This is a genomic window from Actinopolymorpha sp. B17G11 (genome assembly GCF_040196095.1).
Lineage (GTDB): Bacteria > Actinomycetota > Actinomycetes > Propionibacteriales > Actinopolymorphaceae > Thermasporomyces.
On record NZ_JBEFTW010000002.1, the window covers coordinates 139,421 to 157,228 of the forward strand.

Consider the following 17,808-nt stretch of genomic DNA (forward strand, 5'->3'; position numbering starts at 1 on the left):
CCGGCCCGCCGGGGAACGTGATCATTCTCCGGGAGCCCGGTGGCGGAGGGCAGCCTGGACGTCGGCCATCCGGACGAGGACGTAGCGCCCTTCGCGGGCCACCGGCTGGTCGGCGACGGACGCGGGAAGCCACTCGGGGATCCGGTCGAGATGCATGAGTGCGAGGTCGTCGGGGCGGGCCATGGACGCGTTCTCCGGCAGCACCTTGGCCGGGGCGAGGTCCCAGTAGTAGGCGAGCCATCGGACGGCACCGAACGAGATGTGCCAGGCGCGTACCTGCCCCGGCGCGGGACCGTGGTCGGCGACGAGAGTGCCCCCGTCGAGGGGCCGAACGATGTAGTCACGTGCCACCGGTCCCCGCACCATCGCGGCGAACGCCACCACCAGACCGAGCGCGACGAGCCCGGCGACACAGCCGCGCAGGGTGCCGAGCCCCGCTGGAACCCGCGCCCACACCGCATCGAGAAGCGCCGCCATCCCCACGACGCCAGGGATGAGCACGATGTAGGGCCAGTAGTCGTGGATGAACGAACCGTTCGGCAACAGCACCACCCAGCCGACGGCGAGTGCCGTCGCGAGCGCGGTGAAGGCGCGGGTCCTCCGGCGCAGCAGGCCGACGACGACACCAACGGGGAGCAGCGCGAGATACCACACCGGCAGGAGCTGGCGGAACCACAGCCACTGCTGGACGACGAACTCGCGGACCGTGAAGTCGCCCCCTTCGGTACGGAACCGGGTCTGCGCGGACAGGTTGCTCACCCCCGCGACCCCCAGCATGAACGCCAGGCTGCCGAGGAGGCCCGCCACCATGCTCACCGCGACCGCCACGGCCACCCGGTCGACCCGCCGGCGCCCGGACAGGAGCCAGAGTCCGAGCAGCGCCGCGAGCGCGATGCCCGGCCACGAGCCGAGGGTGGCGAGGAAGCTCGTCACGCAGGCGACCACCAGCAGCCGGCGCGAGGGCTGAGCCTGTAGGCGGACGTGGGCTATCGCCGCCGCCATCGCCATCAGCAGTCCGAGGTCGAAGACGATCCGGGCGTACACCCAGAAGAAGCCGGTCACGACCATCAGGCCGAGCGCCACCAGCACCGGTGGCCACCGCAGATCGAACGCACGAAGCAGGGCCGCCGCTGCCGGGATGGCCAGCAGACCGAGCAGGTAGGGCGCCAGCCGCATCTGGTACTCACCCTCGCCCGGCAATGCTGAGAAGAGCGCGTCGAGGATCGTGGCCAGCGGCGGGTGGTGGGCGTACGACCGGCCGTAGGGCGCCATGTCCGTGGCGAACTGCGAGCCGACCAGACCGTGTTCGGCGAGGTTGCGCACCTGAAGGGCGAAGCGGGAGAAGACCCTGCCCTCATGATTGTCGCCGTACGCGGCCGCGAGGGTCGTCGCCCACGTCGCCGCGACGACCGCGGTGATCCCGGCGACACCGATCCAACCCAGGACATTCGCCCGGTTTGTCGGGGCCCGGTTTGTCAGGGCCCAGTTTGTCAGGGACCACCGCGACGGCTGGGTCTGGGGACGCTCGATGGTTGCACTCGGCGATTCGACAGACACAGCCGGAAACGCTAACAAGTCAGCCGCCGGAGCGCCGCCGACACCGCCGAACCGCCGGTGAACTCCGAGCGAACGCACTGTTCCGTGCACGTGGTCGTGGTCGGACAGCTCCGGTCGGTACGGTGATCTTCCATGACCTGGACTGTGCGGGACAAGACGGTGCTGGTGACCGGGGCGACGAGTGGCATCGGTCTGGAGACGAGCGTCGAGCTGGCGCGCCATGGCGCGCGGGTGGTGCTCGTCGGCCGCGACCCGGAGCGTACGCAGGCAGCCGTCGAGACCGTCCGTGCCCGGGCGGGGGTCGAGCCGGTGCACCTGCTGTGTGACTTCTCCCGGCAGGCGTCGATCCGGGCGCTGGCCAAGGCGTACGCCGATCGCTTCGACCGGCTCGACGTCCTGGTCGACAACGCCGGCGCCGTGAACCTGCGGCGTCGGCTGACCGAGGACGGGATCGAGACGACGTTCGCGGTGAACCACCTCGGCTATTTCCTGCTCACCAACCTGCTGCTCGACCTCATCGTGGCCAGTACGCCGGCGCGGGTGGTCGTGGTCGCCTCCATCAACCACCGCTCGGGAACGCTCGACTTCGACGATCTGGGTTTCGCGCGGGGCTACAGCGCGATGAAGGCGTACGGCCGGTCGAAGCTCGCCAACGTGCTCTTCGCGACGGAGCTGGCGCGCCGCCTCGCCGGGACGGGCGTCACCGTCAACAGCGTCCATCCGGGCGCCATCGACACCAACATCTGGTCGGCGGCGCCAGCGTTGCTGCGACCGGTGATCAGGCTCTTCATGCGACGCGAGTTCATCAGCATCGAGGAAGGTGCCGGTGCGGTCGTCCAGCTCGCCGAGAGCCCTGACCTCGAGGGCGTGACCGGCTGCTACTTCGAGAGGCGCACGGCTGTGCCACCCGCACCGCTCGCCCAGGATCCCGTCGTCGCGGCCCGACTCTGGGACGTGAGCGCCGAGCTCGTCGGTCTCGGCTGAGTGCCGGTCAGGAACGCGTGGCCAGCCGGCGCGCTTCGTCGGCCTTCATGCGTTCCTGCCGGCGGACGCGTTCCGGAACGACCTTCTCCCGTGGTGCGGTCGGGGTGAACTCGTAGCGCTCCACGCCGAGCCCTCGCAGGATCGCCTTCTCCACCAGGGAATGGTCGTCGTACCGTTCCCGGTCGAAGCGCATCGGCTCGGCCAGATGCACCGGAGGGTTGGTGATCAGTCGTGGTACGCGAAGGATGTTCTGCGCCTTCGCGTGCAGGATGAACGGATGGAGCAGGTAGACGTCACCGACCGAGCCCGTCGCCTCCACGAACTCCGAGCACTGCCCGATCAGATGCGCGATGTCGAAGTCCAGCGGGAGCACTCCAGCCGGCCGCTGGGCGAGGTAACGCGCGACCGGCCCCACCGAGTCCGCTGCCGCGAACGTCGCTCCGCCCTGATGGCGTACGTCCGACCAGAGCACCAGGGTCAGGAGGCCCTGTTCGGGTGAGTCGAGGAAGTGCCGGAAGAAGTCACCGTCCTTGTGCCAGCCCGGCGAGGTGGGAGACGCCGGCTCCCACGGTCGGTCCGCGCCCTGCCAGAGGTTCACGATGAACCCGTCGCCCCAGGCGAACGGCGGCCTGATCCGCTCCTCCCCTCCGAGCAGGTCGCACGCGGCGAGCCACGCCTTGGGTGCGAACTCCTTCACGTCCAGGTGCCGATGGGTGGGCATGTGCACCGACGGCTCCGCCCAGGTCGTCCCGTCGTCGGGGTCGTAGCCCAGCCTCGTCCAGACCGTTTCGGTCAGCTCCGCGGCGGCCTGGACCGAGAAGCACTCGGGGATGACGACGAACCCCTTGGCCAGGAAGTGTTCGGCCTGTTCCTCGGTGAGGACCTGGTATCCGGAAGCCACGTGGCTCACCTTTCTCCGAAAGCGCCGACGGCTCACGAGGGTCGTGCCTCGACGCTATGCGCACGATCCGCCCGACGCCGCATGTTTTCCGTATGAGGTCTCTGTCTTCGAGACGGGTGTCCACCGCTGGTCAGCCCGGGAGTGGACGCGACCGGCAGTCCTTCCACGCTGCCGCGGCCGGTATCGGCCACCGGATGCCCGCCAACGAGCGGTTCAAGCCGTATTTACTCGTTGTCCATCTTCGAGGCCGGGAGGGCAAACGGTGAGTGACCTGCTGCTTGCGGAACGGACTGTTCTGCTGCACATCGGTCCGTACAAGACAGGAACCACAGCCCTGCAGGGAGCGTTGAAGCAGGCGCGGGCGGCCATGGCAGAGCATGGAGTGGTCTATGCCGGGCGGGAGCGTCAGCACATGGGGGCGGCGCTATCCGTGAGGGGATCGAAAGGACTGCCCGGCGATCCGCCGCCGCCGATCTCGCACTGGAACCGTCTCGTCAGGCAGGTGAAGGCCGCCAGCGACAAGCGCGTCATCGTCAGCAGCGAGTTCTTCTGCGAGTCCAGTCCAGAGCTCGCCAGGAAGGTCGTCGATGCCCTGGGTGGTGAGCGGGTACACATCCTGGTGACGTTGCGCCCGCTCACGAAGCTCCTGCCGTCGTCATGGCAGCAGTACGTACGCAACGGCCAGCGGGCGTCGTACGACGAGTGGCTGGACGGCATGCTCAACAAGCCGCCGTACAAGCGGCCGACTCCATCGTTCTGGAAACGTCACCACCACGAGGTTCTCGTCGAGCGCTGGGCATCGATCGTCGGTCCGGACAACGTCACCGTCGTCGTCGTGGACGATGCGGACCGGCTCGGCCTGATGCGTCGGGTCGAGGAACTGGTCGGGCTTCCGACCGGCCTGCTGGAGCCGGAGGAAGGGTGGACGAACCGGTCGCTCACGTGGGGCGAGGCCGAGCTGATCCGCCATCTGAACATCGAGTTCAAAAGTCGAGGCTGGCCGGACACGCTCTACAAGAACGTCGTTCGCACCGGTGTCATCCAGCACATGCAGATGGAGCGGACGCCTGGACCGGACGAGTTGCGCATCATCACTCCCGCCTGGGCACTGGAGCGCGCCGCTCACATCGGTGCAGCGGCTGGGGAGAAGATCTCCGCGCTCGGCGTACGCGTCGTCGGCGACATCTCCCTGCTGGGCGCCGCACCGAAGGCACCTGTCGACGACCACCTCACCGCGGCCGACGCAGTGTTGCCGGTCAGCGCCGCGGCTGAGGCGGTGGCGGCGACGGTCGTAGCCACGGTGCCTCGCCAGGCACTCGAGTCGGACGCGTCTGCGCCGCCAGGAGACCAGGCACCGGCCGCGGAAGCGGAGGCAGCCACCGTGTCCGGAGCCGGGCGACCGGTGCCACTGGAGCAACGGCTCGTCCGGGTGCTCGGAAGAGTCCCGCTCGGGAGTTGGCTCCGCCGCAGTCGGCTGGCGCCGTGGCTGCGTAGCCGGCTCAGGTCCCTCCGCCGAGGCTAGCCGGCACCTCGTGAGCGGCTGGTGACTCAGCCGAGCAGGCGAACGAGGGCGGCAGTGAGGGCCGCCAGGGCGACGACCACGATGAACGGTGCCCGCAGGATCAGGGCGACCACTGCCACGGCCACCCCGGCCAGGCGCGCGTCGACCACGAGGCGTTCACCGGTGCTGAGGGTCTGGACGCCGACGAGCGCGGCGAGGAGCGCGACCGGAAGCAGCGCGGTGATGCGGTGAACGGCAGGGCGGTCGAGAACCCGACGTGGCACGGACAGGCCGACCAGCTTCGTGAGATAGCTGCCGGCGGAGGTCAGAAGGACTGCGAGCCACATCATCGCGAGTTGTCCCGCCCTTCGAGGGTGTGCTCGGCGTCATCGAGGCCCGGCTCGTGGGTGTCGCCGGGCTCGCGGGTGTCGTCGGGCTCGCGGGTGTCGTCGGGCTCGCGGGTGCCGTCGGGCCGGGCCGTACGCCGTAGGCCCACAGCGATCGCGACCGCACCGGAGATGAGAACGGGCACCCCGACGGGTACGACGGGCACCAGCGCGACCGCCACGAGTGCGGCACCTGCGGCGACCGCCCGGGTGCGCCGGTCGGTGAGCTGCGGCCAGAGCAGGGCGATGAACGCGGCCGGCGCCGCCGCGTCCAGGCCGAACGTCCGCGGGTCACCCAGCGCGACCCCGGCGAGTGCACCGATCAGGGTGCCGGCGTTCCACAGCGTGAACAGGATGATCGCCGTGGACCAGAAGCCCACCCGAGCGAGCTTCGGACTGGACCGGGTCACCGACATCGCCGTCGTCTCGTCGATGACGAAGTGGGCGCCGACCAGGCGGCGGACGCCGCGGAACCGGAGCAGGTCTGCCAGGCGCAGGCCGTAGAACGCGTTGCGGGTGCCCAGCAGGAGGGCCGTCAGCGTCGCCGACACGAGGGTCCCGCCGCCTCCGACGATTCCCACGAACGCGAACTGGGAGGCCCCCGTGAACGTGAACAACGACAGGGCGCTGGTCTGGACGACCGAGAGTCCGCTGGCCACACCGATCGCGCCGAAGGAGATCCCGTACGCACCGGTCGCGATTCCGATCGCCGCCGCGTCGCGAATGACCTCCCGTCTCGTCGTCCCGCGCTCTCGCATGCCAGGACTGTAGGTCAGGGCGAGGGCCAACCCCTGGAGAGGGTCGTGGTGAGCTCAGGCGAGAGCGCAGTGCAGGCGTACCTGCTTCATGCGTACGGTCCCGTCGCCGGTGAGGTCCAGCTCCCGGTGCGCACCATCGGGCGCCCAGCCGGCAGCTGCGAGGAACTGGCGAAGGATGTCGTCGGCGGTGAACACCCAGCTGACCGCGCGGGTGAACCCGTCCGCGACCAGCGTGTCGGCACACGCCTGGAGCAGCCGTGACCCGTGGCCCGCGCGGGTGTGGTCGGGGTCGACGTGGAACGTGGTGATCGCGCCCTCGGTGAGCAGATCGGAGTCGGGATCGTCTGCGGGCCCGGTGGCGGCGAAGCCGACGAGAACGCCCGCCTCCAGCGCGACGAGGAGCCGGTGACGCGCGTCGGGCGGGCTGGTGAGCGACCGCCGCCACTGTTCGGCGATCGCACCCTCGTCGAGGGCGTCCAGCACTCCCGCCGGGAAGATGCGCGCGTATCCGGACTGCCAGGCGCGTACCTGGACGCGGGCGACATCGGGGGCGTCAGCCGCCCAGGCGATGCGGACGCTGCGGTCGGCGGTCGGTTCGCTCACTGGCCCATCCTGACAGCCGGTCAGTCCTTCGCCCTCTGCCGGGCGCGGTAGGCACGCGTCTTCTGCCGGTTGCCGCAGACGCCCATCGAGCACCAGTGCCGGGACCTGTTCTTCGAAGTGTCGTAGAAGGCCCATGCACAGTCGGATGCAGCGCAGACCTTCAGCCGCGCCCAGATGCCGTCGGCCTCCGCGTTCGCGACGGCTACGAGGAGCCGAGCGACGCCGGCGGAACCGCCTTCGACGGCGGGAACGAGTCGCGGGCGGGTGCCCACGAACCCGAGCCGCAGCGGAAGTCGTGCGGCGACTTCGTCGAGTCCGGCAAGGGCAGCGTCGGATCGGTCGTGGTGCTGGACCATCGCCTGCCGCAGGCCGGACCGGATGGCGGTGGCGAGTGCGAGGTCGGACGCCGACGCCCGGACGTCGCCGTCCACCAGTCCGCGAGCGGTGAGCCAGCCGGTCAGAGCGGCCGGGTCGCCGAGGTCGTCGGTTCCGGCGTCGACGTCGAGCGTGTTGGCGAACGCACACAGCAGCTCAGCGACCGGTGGGACCCCCCGGTCACGGTCAGCAGCTGTGGTCGTCGTCAACAGATCACCTCTCGACACCACCATACCTCGAAAGGCGGTTGCCAGTGGTGCGACACCACCGTAGTATGTTTACTGGTGTCGATGAGGAGGTAGAGATGAACGGCTGGATCATGGAATCGATCGCCAGGCAGTGGACGCAGGACCGCATCGCCGAGGCTGAGGCGTGGCGTCGCGCCAGGCGGACGCCCCTGCTGGAGCAGGCGGTGTGGGCGGATGCGGCGGTCCGCGTCGAGGCGGCGGCCCGACTGGGCGAGGTCGTGCAGCGACTGGCGGCTCTGGTGCTCCGAGGCGCGTCTGTGGGACTCGCGTGGGCTGCGGATCGACTGGACCCTCGGTCGGCTGGGCACCGGAAGGTGCATGGCAAGGTCGAAGCGGTGTCACCCGCGTGTCGGGCCGAGGTATGACAGTAAGCTGCACATTTTGCACATGACTGTCACAAGCGCTGCTACCCTGACTACGTGAGTGCGCGCGCAGCACGGGCGGATCAGTCCGCCGAACCAGCCGGCTCCACGAGCGGGTTCGAGGAACTGCTCGCCGCCGACGAGCGGATCGAGCCGCGCGACGAGATGCCGGACGGCTACCGCAGGACGCTGATCCGGCAGATCGCGCAGCATGCGCACTCGGAGATCATCGGCATGCAGCCGGAGGGCAACTGGATCAGCAGGGCGCCCAGCCTGCGCCGTAAGGCGATCCTGATGGCGAAGGTCCAGGACGAGGCCGGCCACGGGCTCTACCTCTACGGCGCGGCTGAGACCCTCGGCGTCGGCCGTGACGAGCTGCTCGACAAGCTGCATGCGGGGACGCAGAAGTATTCCTCGATCTTCAACTACCCGACCCTCACCTGGGCGGACATCGGCGCGATCGGCTGGCTCGTCGACGGCGCGGCCATCACCAACCAGGTGCCGTTGTGCCGATGCTCCTACGGCCCGTACGCACGGGCGATGGTCCGCATCTGCAAGGAGGAGTCCTTCCACCAGCGGCAGGGGTTCGAGATCCTGCTCGCACTGTCGCGAGGAACCCAGCGGCAACAGGCGATGGCGCAGGACGCGCTCGACCGGTGGTGGTATCCGAGCCTCGCGATGTTCGGGCCGCCGGACGCCGAGTCGACGCACGGCACCCAGTCGGCGGTCTGGGGGATCAAGCGGTTCTCCAACGACGAACTCCGGCAACGCTTCGTCGACATGACCGTGCCGCAGGCGGACGTACTCGGGCTGCGGATCCCCGACGACGCCCTGGCGTGGAACCCCGAGCGGGCTCACTACGACTTCACCGAGCCCGACTACGACGAACTGTTCCGCGTGATCAAGGGCGACGGTCCCTGCAACACCCAACGCATGGAGCACCGGATCCGCGCGCACGAGGAGGGCGCCTGGGTGCGCGAAGCGGCTCTCGCCTATTCCGCCAAGCGGGCCGCCCGTCGTGAGCGGCCGGAGCAGCCGGACCAGCCGGTGCCCCGGCGAGCGGGGCCGCGGGAAGGGTCCGTGGCATGAGCGACGTACGCAACGACTGGCCGCTGTGGGAAGTCTTCGTACGTGCCAGGCGGGGACTGTCCCACGTGCACGCAGGCAGCCTGCACGCACCTGACGCCACGATGGCATTGCGCAATGCCCGCGACATCTACACCCGCCGGAGCGAGGGCGTGTCGATCTGGGTCGTGCCGGCCACGGCGATCACGGCGTCGAGCCCCGAGGAGAAGGACGCGTTCTTCGATCCGGCGGCGGACAAGGTCTACCGGCACCCGACGTTCTACGAGGTGCCCGAGGAGGCTCCGCACCTGTGAACGCACGCACGGGGATGTCCACGTCGACGGCGGAGGCGAGTGGAGCCGTCACGTCGCCGGACGTCGCCGTGTACGCCTGCCGGCTTGGCGATGACGCACTGATCCTCGCGCAACGCCTCGGCGAGTGGATCACCAGAGCGCCGCAGCTCGAGGAGGACGTCGCACTCGCCAACATCGGCCTCGACCTGCTCGGCCAGGCGCGGATGCTGCTGACCTACGCCGGGGCGCGCGAAGGGGAGGGGCGTGACGAGGACGCGCTCGCCTACCTGCGGGATGAGCGCGCCTTCACCAACGTCGTCCTCGTCGAGCAACCACGTGGTGACTTCGCGGTGACGATGGCGCGGTTGCTGGTCTTCTCGGCCTACCAGTACGAGCTCTACCAGCGACTGGCCGCGACCTCCACCGATGACACACTCGCCGCGATCGCCGCCAAGGCCGTCAAGGAGGTCGCCTACCACCGCGACCATGCCACCCAGTGGGTGCTCCGCCTTGGCGACGGTACGCAGGAGAGCCACACGCGTATGCAAGCCGGCCTCGACACGGTGTGGCCCTGCGTGGACGAGCTGTTCGAGTCCGACGCTGTCGAGCGCGGCCTCGTGGCCGACGGGCAGGCGGTCGACCGGGCGGCCATGCGTCCGAGCTTTGACGCCTATGTCACCGGGGTCGTGACCGAGGCGACTCTACGGATGCCGGACGTGCGCGGCACTCCGGTGAGCGGCGGGCGGCGGGGCGTCCACGCCGAGGCGATGGGCTACCTGCTGGCGGAGATGCAGTATCTCGTCCGTACGCATCCGGAAGCGCTCTGGTGAGCGACATGGGTGGGATCCGTACGCCGGAAGAGGCCTACGACGTCGCGGCGTCGGTGGTCGACCCCGAGCTGCCGGTGCTGACGATCGCCGAGCTCGGCATCCTGCGCGGCGTACGTGTCGAGGCTGGCGCCGTTGAGGTGGACATCACGCCCACCTACTCCGGATGCCCAGCCCTGGAAGCGATCCAGGCCGATGTCAAGGCGGCCTTGCGTGCGGCTGGAGCGCGCGAGGTGCACGTGCGTACCGTCCTCAGCCCGGCGTGGACCACCGACCTGATCACGCCGGCAGGTCGGCGCAAGCTCGCCGACCACGGCATCGCGCCTCCCCATCCGCGAAGAGACACGCCGGACGGGAGCCCAGTCCTGGTGGAGCTTTCGGTGCGCTGCCCGCGCTGCGGATCGCCGGACACTGGCGAGGTGTCGCGGTTCGGGCCGACGCCGTGCATGGCCTTGCGGTCGTGCCGGTCCTGTCGCGAGCCCTTCGAACACGTGAAGGCGCTGTGAGCGGGCCAGAACTACGAGCGGGCCAGAACCATGAGCGGGCCAGAACCATGAGCGGGCCAGAGCTGACCGGCCACCGGCACGCCGTCTTCCATGCGCTGCGGGTCGCGGACGTGCGGCGCGAGACCGATGACGCGGTGGTGGTGACCTTCGAGGTGCCCGCCGAACTCGCGGACGCCTACCGCTTCCTACCCGGTCAGCACGTGACGGTACGGACGCCCGAAGCCGGCGACGACCTCCGGCGCAACTACTCGATCTGCACCGAAGGCGATCCGGCCGGTCCGGACGGGCCGCGGTGGTTGCGGATCGGAGTCAAACGGGTCGCGCATGGCGGGTTCTCGGCGTACGCACTGGAGCGGATGCGGGCCGGCGACCTCGTCGACGTGATGACGCCCACGGGCCGGTTCTGCGTCACGCCCGACCCGCTGGTTGGCCGGCACCTGTGCTTCGTCGCGGCCGGGAGTGGCATCACGCCGGTCCTGTCCATGTGCGCGAGCGTGCTGGCCTTCGAGCCCAAGAGCCAGATCACGCTGCTGTACGGCAACCGGACCAGCGCGTCGATCATGTTCGTCGAGGACCTCGCCGATCTGAAGGACCGGTATGCCGACCGGTTCCACCTCGTTCACGTCCTCTCCCGCGAACAGCCCGAGGTGTCGCTGTTCGGCGGACGGATCGACGGGGCGAAGGTGCGAACGTTCCTGGACACCCTCGTCGACGCGGAGTCGGTGCAAGGGTGGTACCTCTGCGGGCCGTACGCCATGGTGGACGAACTGCGGCGGGTCCTTCGCGCGCACGGCGTCGCTCGCGAGCGGGTGCATTCGGAACTCTTCCACGTCGGGCCGGCGACGAACTCGACTGCGAAGAACTCGACTGCGCCGGCCGAGACGGTGTCGCCGGCTGGGAAGGTGTTGCCGGCCGAGGCGGTGTTGCCGGTCGAGGCGGGGTCGGCGGTTGCGGCTGGGGCATCCGGTTCAGCGGCCGCCTGCGAGGTGACGGCGATCATGGACGGTCGGCGCTCGACGTTTCTGCTCGACCGGGCCGGACCGCCGGTGCTGGAAGGCGTTCTCGGCGTACGCAGTGACGCGCCGTTCGCGTGCCGGGGCGGGGTGTGCGGCACCTGCCGGGCGAAGGTCCGCGAGGGAACGGTCACGATGGACCTGTGCTACGCCCTCGAACCGGACGAGGTGGAGCGAGGCTACGTCCTCACCTGCCAGTCGCATCCCACCAGCTACCGACTCGTCGTCGACTACGACGCTTGACTTCCCACTGACCCCACGAAGCCCCGCTGACCCCCGACGCTGTCCCACCGATCCGGGCAATGCGCGTGCCGTTCCGTGATCATGATCGTGATCATGAGGGCTTTTCGTACGCATAGGCCGCTTTCTCTTCATGATCATGATCATGATCACGGGAGCGACCGCCGCCGGAGTGCGGTGCGGCTACGGTGGGGTGTCGTGAGGTACGACGTGCGCAAGGTCCGCGCCGGCTATCCCGCGCTCGCCGACGGGTACGCCTATCTCGACGGAGCGGCCGGCACCCAGGTGCCCCAGTCCGTCATCGACGCCATCGTGGCGGCCTACCGTGCCGGGCTCGGCAACCAGGGCGGGACGTTCCCGGCCAGCGGGCGGTCGGACGCGATCGTCGCGGAGTGCCGGAACGCGGTCGCGGATCTCGTGGGCGGCGATCCGGCGGGTGTCGTGCTCGGGCCGAACATGACGACGCTCACCTACCGCTTCGCGACGACTCTCGCGGCCGACTGGGCCGCTGGCGACGAGATCGTCGTGTCGAGGCTGGACCACGACGCGAACCTCCGCCCCTGGGTCCAGGCCGCGCAGCGCGCGGGCGCCGTCGTGCGCTGGGCCGAAGTGGACCTCTCGACCGGCGAACTCCCGGTCCAGCAGTACGACGACCTGCTCACCGCGCGCACGCGACTCGTCGCCGTGACCGCGGCGAGCAACATCCTCGGCACCAGGCCGGACGTCGCGGCGATCGCGGCGAAAGCCCATGCTGCCGGCGCACTGACCTACGTCGACGGCGTCCACGCGACTCCGCACGGACCGGTCGATGTCGCCGCGCTGGGGGCCGACTTCTACGCCACCAGTGCGTACAAGTGGTCAGGTCCGCACGTGGGGGCGGTCGTCGCCGATCCTGCGGTCCTGGAGACGCTGCGGCCGGCCAAGCTTCTGCCCGCGCCGGACGAGATCCCGGTACGCATGGAGACCGGCACGGCGCCCCTCGCCGATCTGGCCGGTGTGACCGCCGCCGTCGAGCACCTCGCCGACCTGGGCTCGGCCGTGGCCGGCGGTACCCGTCGCGCCCGGGTGCTCGCCTCGATGGCCGCCGTGGAGTCCTGCGAACAGGAACTCTTCACGACGCTGCTGGACGGACTCGACGCGATGCCCCACGTGACGACGTACGGCAGGCCGGCCCGACGGACCGCGACCGTCTACTTCCGGGTCGAAGGCCATCACCCGCGCGACGTGGCCACACACCTCGCGGCGCACCGGATCAACGTGTGGAGCGGACACAGCTACGCCTGGGAGCTCACCGGAGCACTCGGCCTGCGCGACGGTGGGGGAGCGGTCCGGGCGGGACTCGTCCACTACAACGACCGCTCCGACGTCGACCGCCTGCTGGACGTCGTCGCCGGGCTCGCGCCGTAACACCCGGATCCGCGTGCCGTGCCGGACGAAGACCCTCAGTGCTCCCGGTTGACGCTGAGGGTGGTGGTCGCGGTGCGCGACCCGCCCGGCTCGAAGTGCAGCTGAGTGCCGGTCTTGCGCCGGATCGCGTGCAGGCCCTGCCCGGGGTAGCTCGAGTGTGGCTCGATGCCGAGGACGTACACCGACTGGTACCACGGGAAACCCGCACCTGCGTGCATCTCGTACCACATCCAGGTCTGCGGCATCACCGACGTGTCCCACGTCAGGGCGGCCCGCACGCCGAGCCGCTGGTTGGTGAGCGATACCTCGCCGCAAGCCAGGTCGACCAGGTAGTAGAGGCGTTCGACAGGCCGCTCCGGATCGGGGCCCGGCACATGGCGCAGGTCGACGACGCCGCCCGCGCGGTCGGGTCCCTCGGGCCAGGCGAACCGCGATCCGATCACGAGGTCGGACGCCGGCTCGTCGCGTTCGTCGTCGACCACCACGGTCGCGCCCGGCGTGTCGAGGCGACAACTCCCGTCGAGGAACGGCTGTCCGAACGCCACGTGATGCCCCCACGCCGCCTCGACCGGGACGCCGCCGGCGTTGCGTACCGTCTCGGTGACAGTGAGGTCGGCGCCGACGACGCCGATGCGACGCTCGATCTCGAACGGACTGCGGACCAGGCGCGTCCGCAGGGTCACCTCGGCGGGTCCGGTGGGCTCCCAGTCGTACGCCGCCAGCCACGCCTCACCGTGCATGCCCCAGAGGACACCGTGCTCCTCGACCGCGTCGCCCGCGTTGGGAAAGACGGTCTGCCAGCCGCCCGGGTAGGCGTCCATCAGAGTCGCCTCGGTCTCACCGGGTACGAAGAGCGCTCCGCGGTGCCGCAGCCCCCACGGTGACTGCCACATCAGCTCGACGTCGCCTGCCAGCCAGCGGACCGACGTGATGTCGCCGCCCTTGCCGGGTACGACGTCGACGGCGAGCTCGGCACTCCCCAGGCGTACGACCTCCCACCCGCGAACATCGCGTACCTGCTGGCTCTCGGGCATGAGTTCCTCCTGGTCGGCCGGCCGTCGGACCCGTCGGGGGTGTGGGGGCCGGACGGTCGCACTGATCGTGCCATCGATCCCCGCGTGCGCGACCGGCCTCATCCGGCCAGCTCATCCGGCCAGCTCATCCGGTCAGGCAGGCGCATGCCGGCACCGCACCGGTCCTGTCGGGGGCCGGGTCTACGCTGGCGAATGGACGTGCCACGCGAGGATCGCGACATGCAACAAGCGGGAGGAATGTGATGGGTGGGCAGCAGCCGGCCGTGGGCGGTCAGCCTGATGAGCATGCGCTGGGCGAGGCGGCCGGGCCGGTCGAGTTCCGCACGGACGTCACGGTGGAGCTGGTGCGCTCGGCCGCGCGGGACGCCGATGTGCTCTTCGCCGCTCGGGTGTCGACCAAGGGCGAGCAGTCGATCGAGGACGTCGAAGCCGATGCCGAGCGGTCCAAGGGCCTGATCAACTACCTACTGCGGAGCCGACACGGGTCACCGTTCGAGCACAACTCGATGACCTTCCACGTCCACGCACCGATCTTCGTCTTCCGCGAGATGATGCGACACCGGATGGCGTCCTACAACGAGGAGTCCGGGCGCTACCGGGAGCTGCGGCCCGTGTTCTATGTGCCCGGGCCTGACCGCAAGCTCGTGCAGGAGGGCAAGCCCGGGCGCTACTACTTCGTCGACGGTACGCCTGACCAGCACAAGCTCGTCGAGGAAGAGACGCGGCGGCAGTGCACCGAGGCCTACGCGAGCTACCACCGGATGCTCGACGCCGGAATCGCCCGCGAGGTCGCTCGGATCGTTCTGCCGCTCACGATCTACTCCACGGCCTACGTCACGGTCAACGCGCGGTCGTTGATGAACTTCCTCTCCCTCCGGGTGAGGCGGGATGACTCCACCTTCCCGTCGTTCCCGCAGCGGGAGATCGAGATGGTCGCGGAGAAGATGGAAGCCGCCTGGGCGGAACTCATGCCGATCAGCCACGCCGCCTTCGAACGCAACGGCCGCGTCGCGCCCTGAGTCCCTGAGCCGTCGCGCGTGATCACTTCGGCAGGGTTAGGTCGCTGGTACGTGACTCGACGGCATGCCTTACGCCGCTGACGAAGCGTTCGACCGCCACCACCCCTGCCTGCCGCCCGTCGCGCAGGCGGACGGCGACCGACTCGCCCGCCGCCTCGCGCGCACCCACCACTGCCACGTACGGCACCTTGCGCAGCTGCGCGTTGCGGACACGTGCGCCGAGGCTCTCGTCCCGGTCGTCGACGTCCATCCGAAGGCCGGCTTCGAGGCCGAGCTGCGCGACCCTCCGGGCTGCGTCGCGCTCGTCGGGTCCGACGGGAAGGATCCTCACCTGGAGCGGCGACAGCCACGCCGGGAGGGCTCCGCCGTAGGCCTCCAGCAGGTAGGCGACCATGCGTTCCATCGAGGCGAGAACGCTCCGGTGCACGATCACCGGTCGCTGCCGGCTGCCGTCTGGCGCGACGTACTCCAGGTCGAACCGTTCAGGCTGGTACAGATCCACCTGGACGGTCGACAGGGTGAACTCCCGGCCCTGTGCGTCGTACACCTGGACGTCGATCTTCGGCCCGTAGAACGCTGCCTCGCCGGGCTGCTCGCGGTACTCCACTCCACGGAGGTCGAGTGCCTGGCGAAGCACCACCTCGGCCTTCCGCCACATCTCCTCGCTGCCCGCGTACGACTTGCCGGCCTCGGCCGGTCCGCGTAGCGAGAGACTGTGGTGGGCGGCCTGGATCCCGAGGACGTCGTACGCCTGGTCGATCATCTGCAGGACCGCGGCGACCTCTTCTGCAGCCCGGTCCAACGGGCAGAAGACGTGGGCGTCGTTGAGGATCATGCCGCGCACACGGGTCAGTCCGCTCACGACGCCTGAACGCTCCATCCGGAACTGCGGGCCGACCTCGCCGATCCGCAGCGGCAGTTCGCGATGGCTGCGCAGCCGCGACCGGAAGACAAGTGCGTGGTGGGGGCAGAGCACGGGACGCAGCACGAGTTCGTCCCGGCCGGCCTTGGCGTCGGCGTCGGCGTCGTTGTCCCCACGGCCCAGCGGCATCGGGGGGAACATGTCCGGTCCGAAGTGCTGCCAGTGCCCCGACCGCTCGTAGAGCTCCCGCTTGCCCACCGCAGGGGTACGCACGTGCTGGTAGCCCGACCGGCGCTCGACCTCGACGATGTACCGCTCCAGTTCGGCCACGATCGCCGCACCGTTCGGGAGCCAGAGCGGGAAGCCCGCTCCGGCGAGCTCGTCGGAGGTGAAGATGTCGAGGTCGCGTCCGAGACGGCGATGGTCATGTGGACTCTCCGCCGGACTGGACCGGTCGACTGCCTGGGACCGGTCGATCGCTGGGGACTGGTCGATCGCTGGGGACTGGTCGATCGCCTGGGACTGGCCTGAGGGTGGGGACTCGTCTGCGGGCTGGGCCAAAACGGACATCGGGTGTGCTCCTTCGAAAGAGGGAGGAGCGAGCCCAGGCGCAGAAATGCCCCGGGATCGCTCCCGGGGCCATCGCGCGTACGGCCGGGTCAGGTCATCGACGACAGGCCGCTCGCGTCGCCGGAAGCGACGTGCGGCGTCGTCGTGTGCCAGAACCTGGCCTGCGCAAGAATCACGTCTCCCACTCTAACCGGTCCTCCTCGCCGACCTCCCGGCCATTTCCCGTCCAGCCATCACCCACCAAGCCCGGGCCAGGCCAGGAACGTTCGGCCGAGGCATCGCGATGCGACGTCACGATCGGAGCTCAGACCGGTACCGTGAGGTCCCATGGGTCCAAGTTCAACGCCCGACGACCGGGCACGCGCCCCGTTCGGGCGCAACCTCATCGCCATGGTCACGCCTTTCACACCGGCGGGTGACCTCGATCTCGACGCCGCTCAGCGGGTGGCCAGCCACCTCGTCGACGCAGGCGCAGACGGCGTGGTGATCAGCGGGACGACTGGTGAGTCGCCGACCACCACCGACGCCGAGAAGGAGGCCCTGCTGCACGCCGTCCTCGAGGCGGTCGGTGACCGGGCCACCGTCATGGCCGGCACGGGCACCAACGACACGAAGCATGCGATCGAACTGTCGCAGCAGGCGGAGAAGGCAGGTGTGCACGGCCTTCTGGTCGTGACCCCCTACTACAACAAGCCTCCGCAGGCTGGCCTCCTCGCCCACTTCCGTGCGGTGGCCGACTCCACTGGGCTGCCGGTGATGCTGTACGACATCCCCGGGCGCACCGGCACCCCGATCGCGACCGACACGCTGGTCCGACTTGCCGAGCACGGCCGCATCGTCGCCCTCAAGGAGGCCAAGGGCGACATGGCCGCAACGACCGAGGTGCTGGCCCGCACCGACCTCGCGATCTACAGCGGCGCCGACGAGTGGAACCTCGCCCTGCTGGCCATGGGTGGAGTCGGCGTCGTCAGCGTGGTCGGTCACGTGGCGGCGGCTGAGTACGCCGCGATGATCCGAGCCGTCGACGCAGGTGACCTCGCGGCCGCGCGGGAGATCGACCGGCGGCTCATTCCTGCGTACCAGGCGATCATGACCCGCACCCAGGGTGCGATCATGGCGAAGGCCGCGTTGGAGCTGCGGGGGTTGGTGCCGAGCCGCGCCGTCCGCCTCCCGCTCATCCCGGCCACCGAAGATCAGATACGGCAACTACGGACAGACTTGCAGGAGGCCGGTCTCGCCCCATGAGCGACCCAAGCGAGCGACTCAGTCAGTACAGCCCGCGTGGTGGCTCCTGCGG

At 69.7% G+C, this 17,808-nt stretch carries 19 protein-coding genes; 11 read left to right on the top strand and 8 right to left on the bottom strand.

The features are described 5' to 3' along the window. Window positions 1-21: 21 nt before the first annotated feature. Window positions 22-1,557: a hypothetical protein gene (locus ABN028_RS03035; protein ID WP_349695539.1), complete on the bottom strand. Its 1,536-nt coding sequence runs from the start codon at window positions 1,555-1,557 to the stop codon at window positions 22-24. 132 nt (window positions 1,558-1,689) lie between these two features. Here ABN028_RS03035 and ABN028_RS03040 point away from each other — a divergent pair, with 132 nt between their 5' ends. After that, a complete protein-coding gene (locus ABN028_RS03040; protein ID WP_349695540.1) occupies window positions 1,690-2,541 on the top strand; it encodes an SDR family oxidoreductase in 852 nt (283 codons plus the stop codon). Window positions 2,542-2,548: 7 nt separating this feature from the next. Here ABN028_RS03040 and ABN028_RS03045 read toward each other — a convergent pair whose 3' ends face one another. Further along, window positions 2,549-3,442 (bottom strand): phytanoyl-CoA dioxygenase family protein, encoded by an 894-nt coding sequence (locus tag ABN028_RS03045; RefSeq protein WP_349326372.1) that lies wholly within the window; start codon window positions 3,440-3,442, stop codon window positions 2,549-2,551. A 262-nt stretch (window positions 3,443-3,704) separates the two neighbouring features. Here ABN028_RS03045 and ABN028_RS03050 point away from each other — a divergent pair, with 262 nt between their 5' ends. Next, window positions 3,705-4,964 (top strand): hypothetical protein, encoded by a 1,260-nt coding sequence (locus tag ABN028_RS03050; protein WP_349326373.1) that lies wholly within the window; start codon window positions 3,705-3,707, stop codon window positions 4,962-4,964. 26 nt (window positions 4,965-4,990) lie between these two features. Here ABN028_RS03050 and ABN028_RS03055 read toward each other — a convergent pair whose 3' ends face one another. The 4 genes from ABN028_RS03055 to ABN028_RS03070 are packed head-to-tail and all read right to left on the bottom strand — an operon-like array spanning window position 4,991 to window position 7,274. Continuing rightward, window positions 4,991-5,293 carry an AzlD domain-containing protein gene (locus tag ABN028_RS03055; RefSeq protein WP_349326374.1) on the bottom strand — a complete coding sequence of 101 codons (303 nt, stop codon included), beginning with the start codon at window positions 5,291-5,293 and terminating at the stop codon, window positions 4,991-4,993. After that, window positions 5,290-6,087, bottom strand: coding sequence for an AzlC family ABC transporter permease (locus tag ABN028_RS03060; RefSeq protein WP_349326375.1), 798 nt, complete (start codon window positions 6,085-6,087; stop codon window positions 5,290-5,292). Before ABN028_RS03060 ends, ABN028_RS03055 begins: the two co-directional genes overlap by 4 nt. Window positions 6,088-6,141: 54 nt before the next feature. Continuing rightward, window positions 6,142-6,690, bottom strand: a complete 549-nt coding sequence (locus ABN028_RS03065) for a GNAT family N-acetyltransferase (protein WP_349695541.1) — start codon at window positions 6,688-6,690, stop codon at window positions 6,142-6,144. Window positions 6,691-6,710: 20 nt separating this feature from the next. Next, window positions 6,711-7,274, bottom strand: a complete 564-nt coding sequence (locus tag ABN028_RS03070; protein WP_349695542.1) for a CGNR zinc finger domain-containing protein — start codon at window positions 7,272-7,274, stop codon at window positions 6,711-6,713. 95 nt (window positions 7,275-7,369) lie between these two features. On the opposite strand from ABN028_RS03070, the gene ABN028_RS03075 reads away from it, so the two are divergent. The 7 genes from ABN028_RS03075 (at window position 7,370) to ABN028_RS03105 (ending at window position 13,026) form a co-directional block, all read left to right on the top strand. Beyond that, window positions 7,370-7,678, top strand: coding sequence for a hypothetical protein (locus ABN028_RS03075; protein ID WP_349695543.1), 309 nt, complete (start codon window positions 7,370-7,372; stop codon window positions 7,676-7,678). Window positions 7,679-7,732: 54 nt separating this feature from the next. Beyond that, window positions 7,733-8,764, top strand: a complete 1,032-nt coding sequence (gene paaA, locus ABN028_RS03080) for a 1,2-phenylacetyl-CoA epoxidase subunit PaaA (RefSeq protein WP_349326379.1) — start codon at window positions 7,733-7,735, stop codon at window positions 8,762-8,764. After that, complete coding sequence (gene paaB, locus ABN028_RS03085) at window positions 8,761-9,054, top strand: 1,2-phenylacetyl-CoA epoxidase subunit PaaB (protein ID WP_349326380.1); 294 nt, start codon at window positions 8,761-8,763, stop codon at window positions 9,052-9,054. Before paaA ends, paaB begins: the two co-directional genes overlap by 4 nt. Then, window positions 9,051-9,863: a 1,2-phenylacetyl-CoA epoxidase subunit PaaC gene (gene paaC / locus ABN028_RS03090; protein WP_349695544.1), complete on the top strand. Its 813-nt coding sequence runs from the start codon at window positions 9,051-9,053 to the stop codon at window positions 9,861-9,863. Before paaB ends, paaC begins: the two co-directional genes overlap by 4 nt. A gap of 5 nt (window positions 9,864-9,868) precedes the next feature. Then, on the top strand, window positions 9,869-10,366 hold the full coding sequence (gene paaD / locus ABN028_RS03095) for a 1,2-phenylacetyl-CoA epoxidase subunit PaaD (protein WP_349326382.1): 498 nt from the start codon (window positions 9,869-9,871) through the stop codon (window positions 10,364-10,366). Between the two features lie 47 nt (window positions 10,367-10,413). Beyond that, window positions 10,414-11,622 carry a 2Fe-2S iron-sulfur cluster-binding protein gene (locus ABN028_RS03100; RefSeq protein ID WP_349695545.1) on the top strand — a complete coding sequence of 403 codons (1,209 nt, stop codon included), beginning with the start codon at window positions 10,414-10,416 and terminating at the stop codon, window positions 11,620-11,622. Window positions 11,623-11,817: 195 nt separating this feature from the next. Further along, on the top strand, window positions 11,818-13,026 hold the full coding sequence (locus ABN028_RS03105; RefSeq protein ID WP_349695546.1) for a cysteine desulfurase-like protein: 1,209 nt from the start codon (window positions 11,818-11,820) through the stop codon (window positions 13,024-13,026). Window positions 13,027-13,061: 35 nt separating this feature from the next. Here the strand turns inward: ABN028_RS03105 and ABN028_RS03110 are convergent, their stop codons facing one another. Then, window positions 13,062-14,060 carry a DUF4432 family protein gene (locus tag ABN028_RS03110; protein ID WP_349695547.1) on the bottom strand — a complete coding sequence of 333 codons (999 nt, stop codon included), beginning with the start codon at window positions 14,058-14,060 and terminating at the stop codon, window positions 13,062-13,064. Between the two features lie 242 nt (window positions 14,061-14,302). On the opposite strand from ABN028_RS03110, the gene thyX reads away from it, so the two are divergent. Further along, window positions 14,303-15,079 (top strand): FAD-dependent thymidylate synthase, encoded by a 777-nt coding sequence (thyX, locus tag ABN028_RS03115; RefSeq protein ID WP_349326386.1) that lies wholly within the window; start codon window positions 14,303-14,305, stop codon window positions 15,077-15,079. A 22-nt stretch (window positions 15,080-15,101) separates the two neighbouring features. Here the strand turns inward: thyX and thrS are convergent, their stop codons facing one another. Beyond that, window positions 15,102-16,511 (bottom strand): threonine--tRNA ligase, encoded by a 1,410-nt coding sequence (thrS, locus tag ABN028_RS03120; RefSeq protein WP_349695548.1) that lies wholly within the window; start codon window positions 16,509-16,511, stop codon window positions 15,102-15,104. 327 nt (window positions 16,512-16,838) lie between these two features. Here thrS and dapA point away from each other — a divergent pair, with 327 nt between their 5' ends. Next, window positions 16,839-17,756, top strand: coding sequence for a 4-hydroxy-tetrahydrodipicolinate synthase (dapA, locus tag ABN028_RS03125; RefSeq protein WP_349695549.1), 918 nt, complete (start codon window positions 16,839-16,841; stop codon window positions 17,754-17,756). Window positions 17,757-17,808 lie beyond the last annotated feature (52 nt).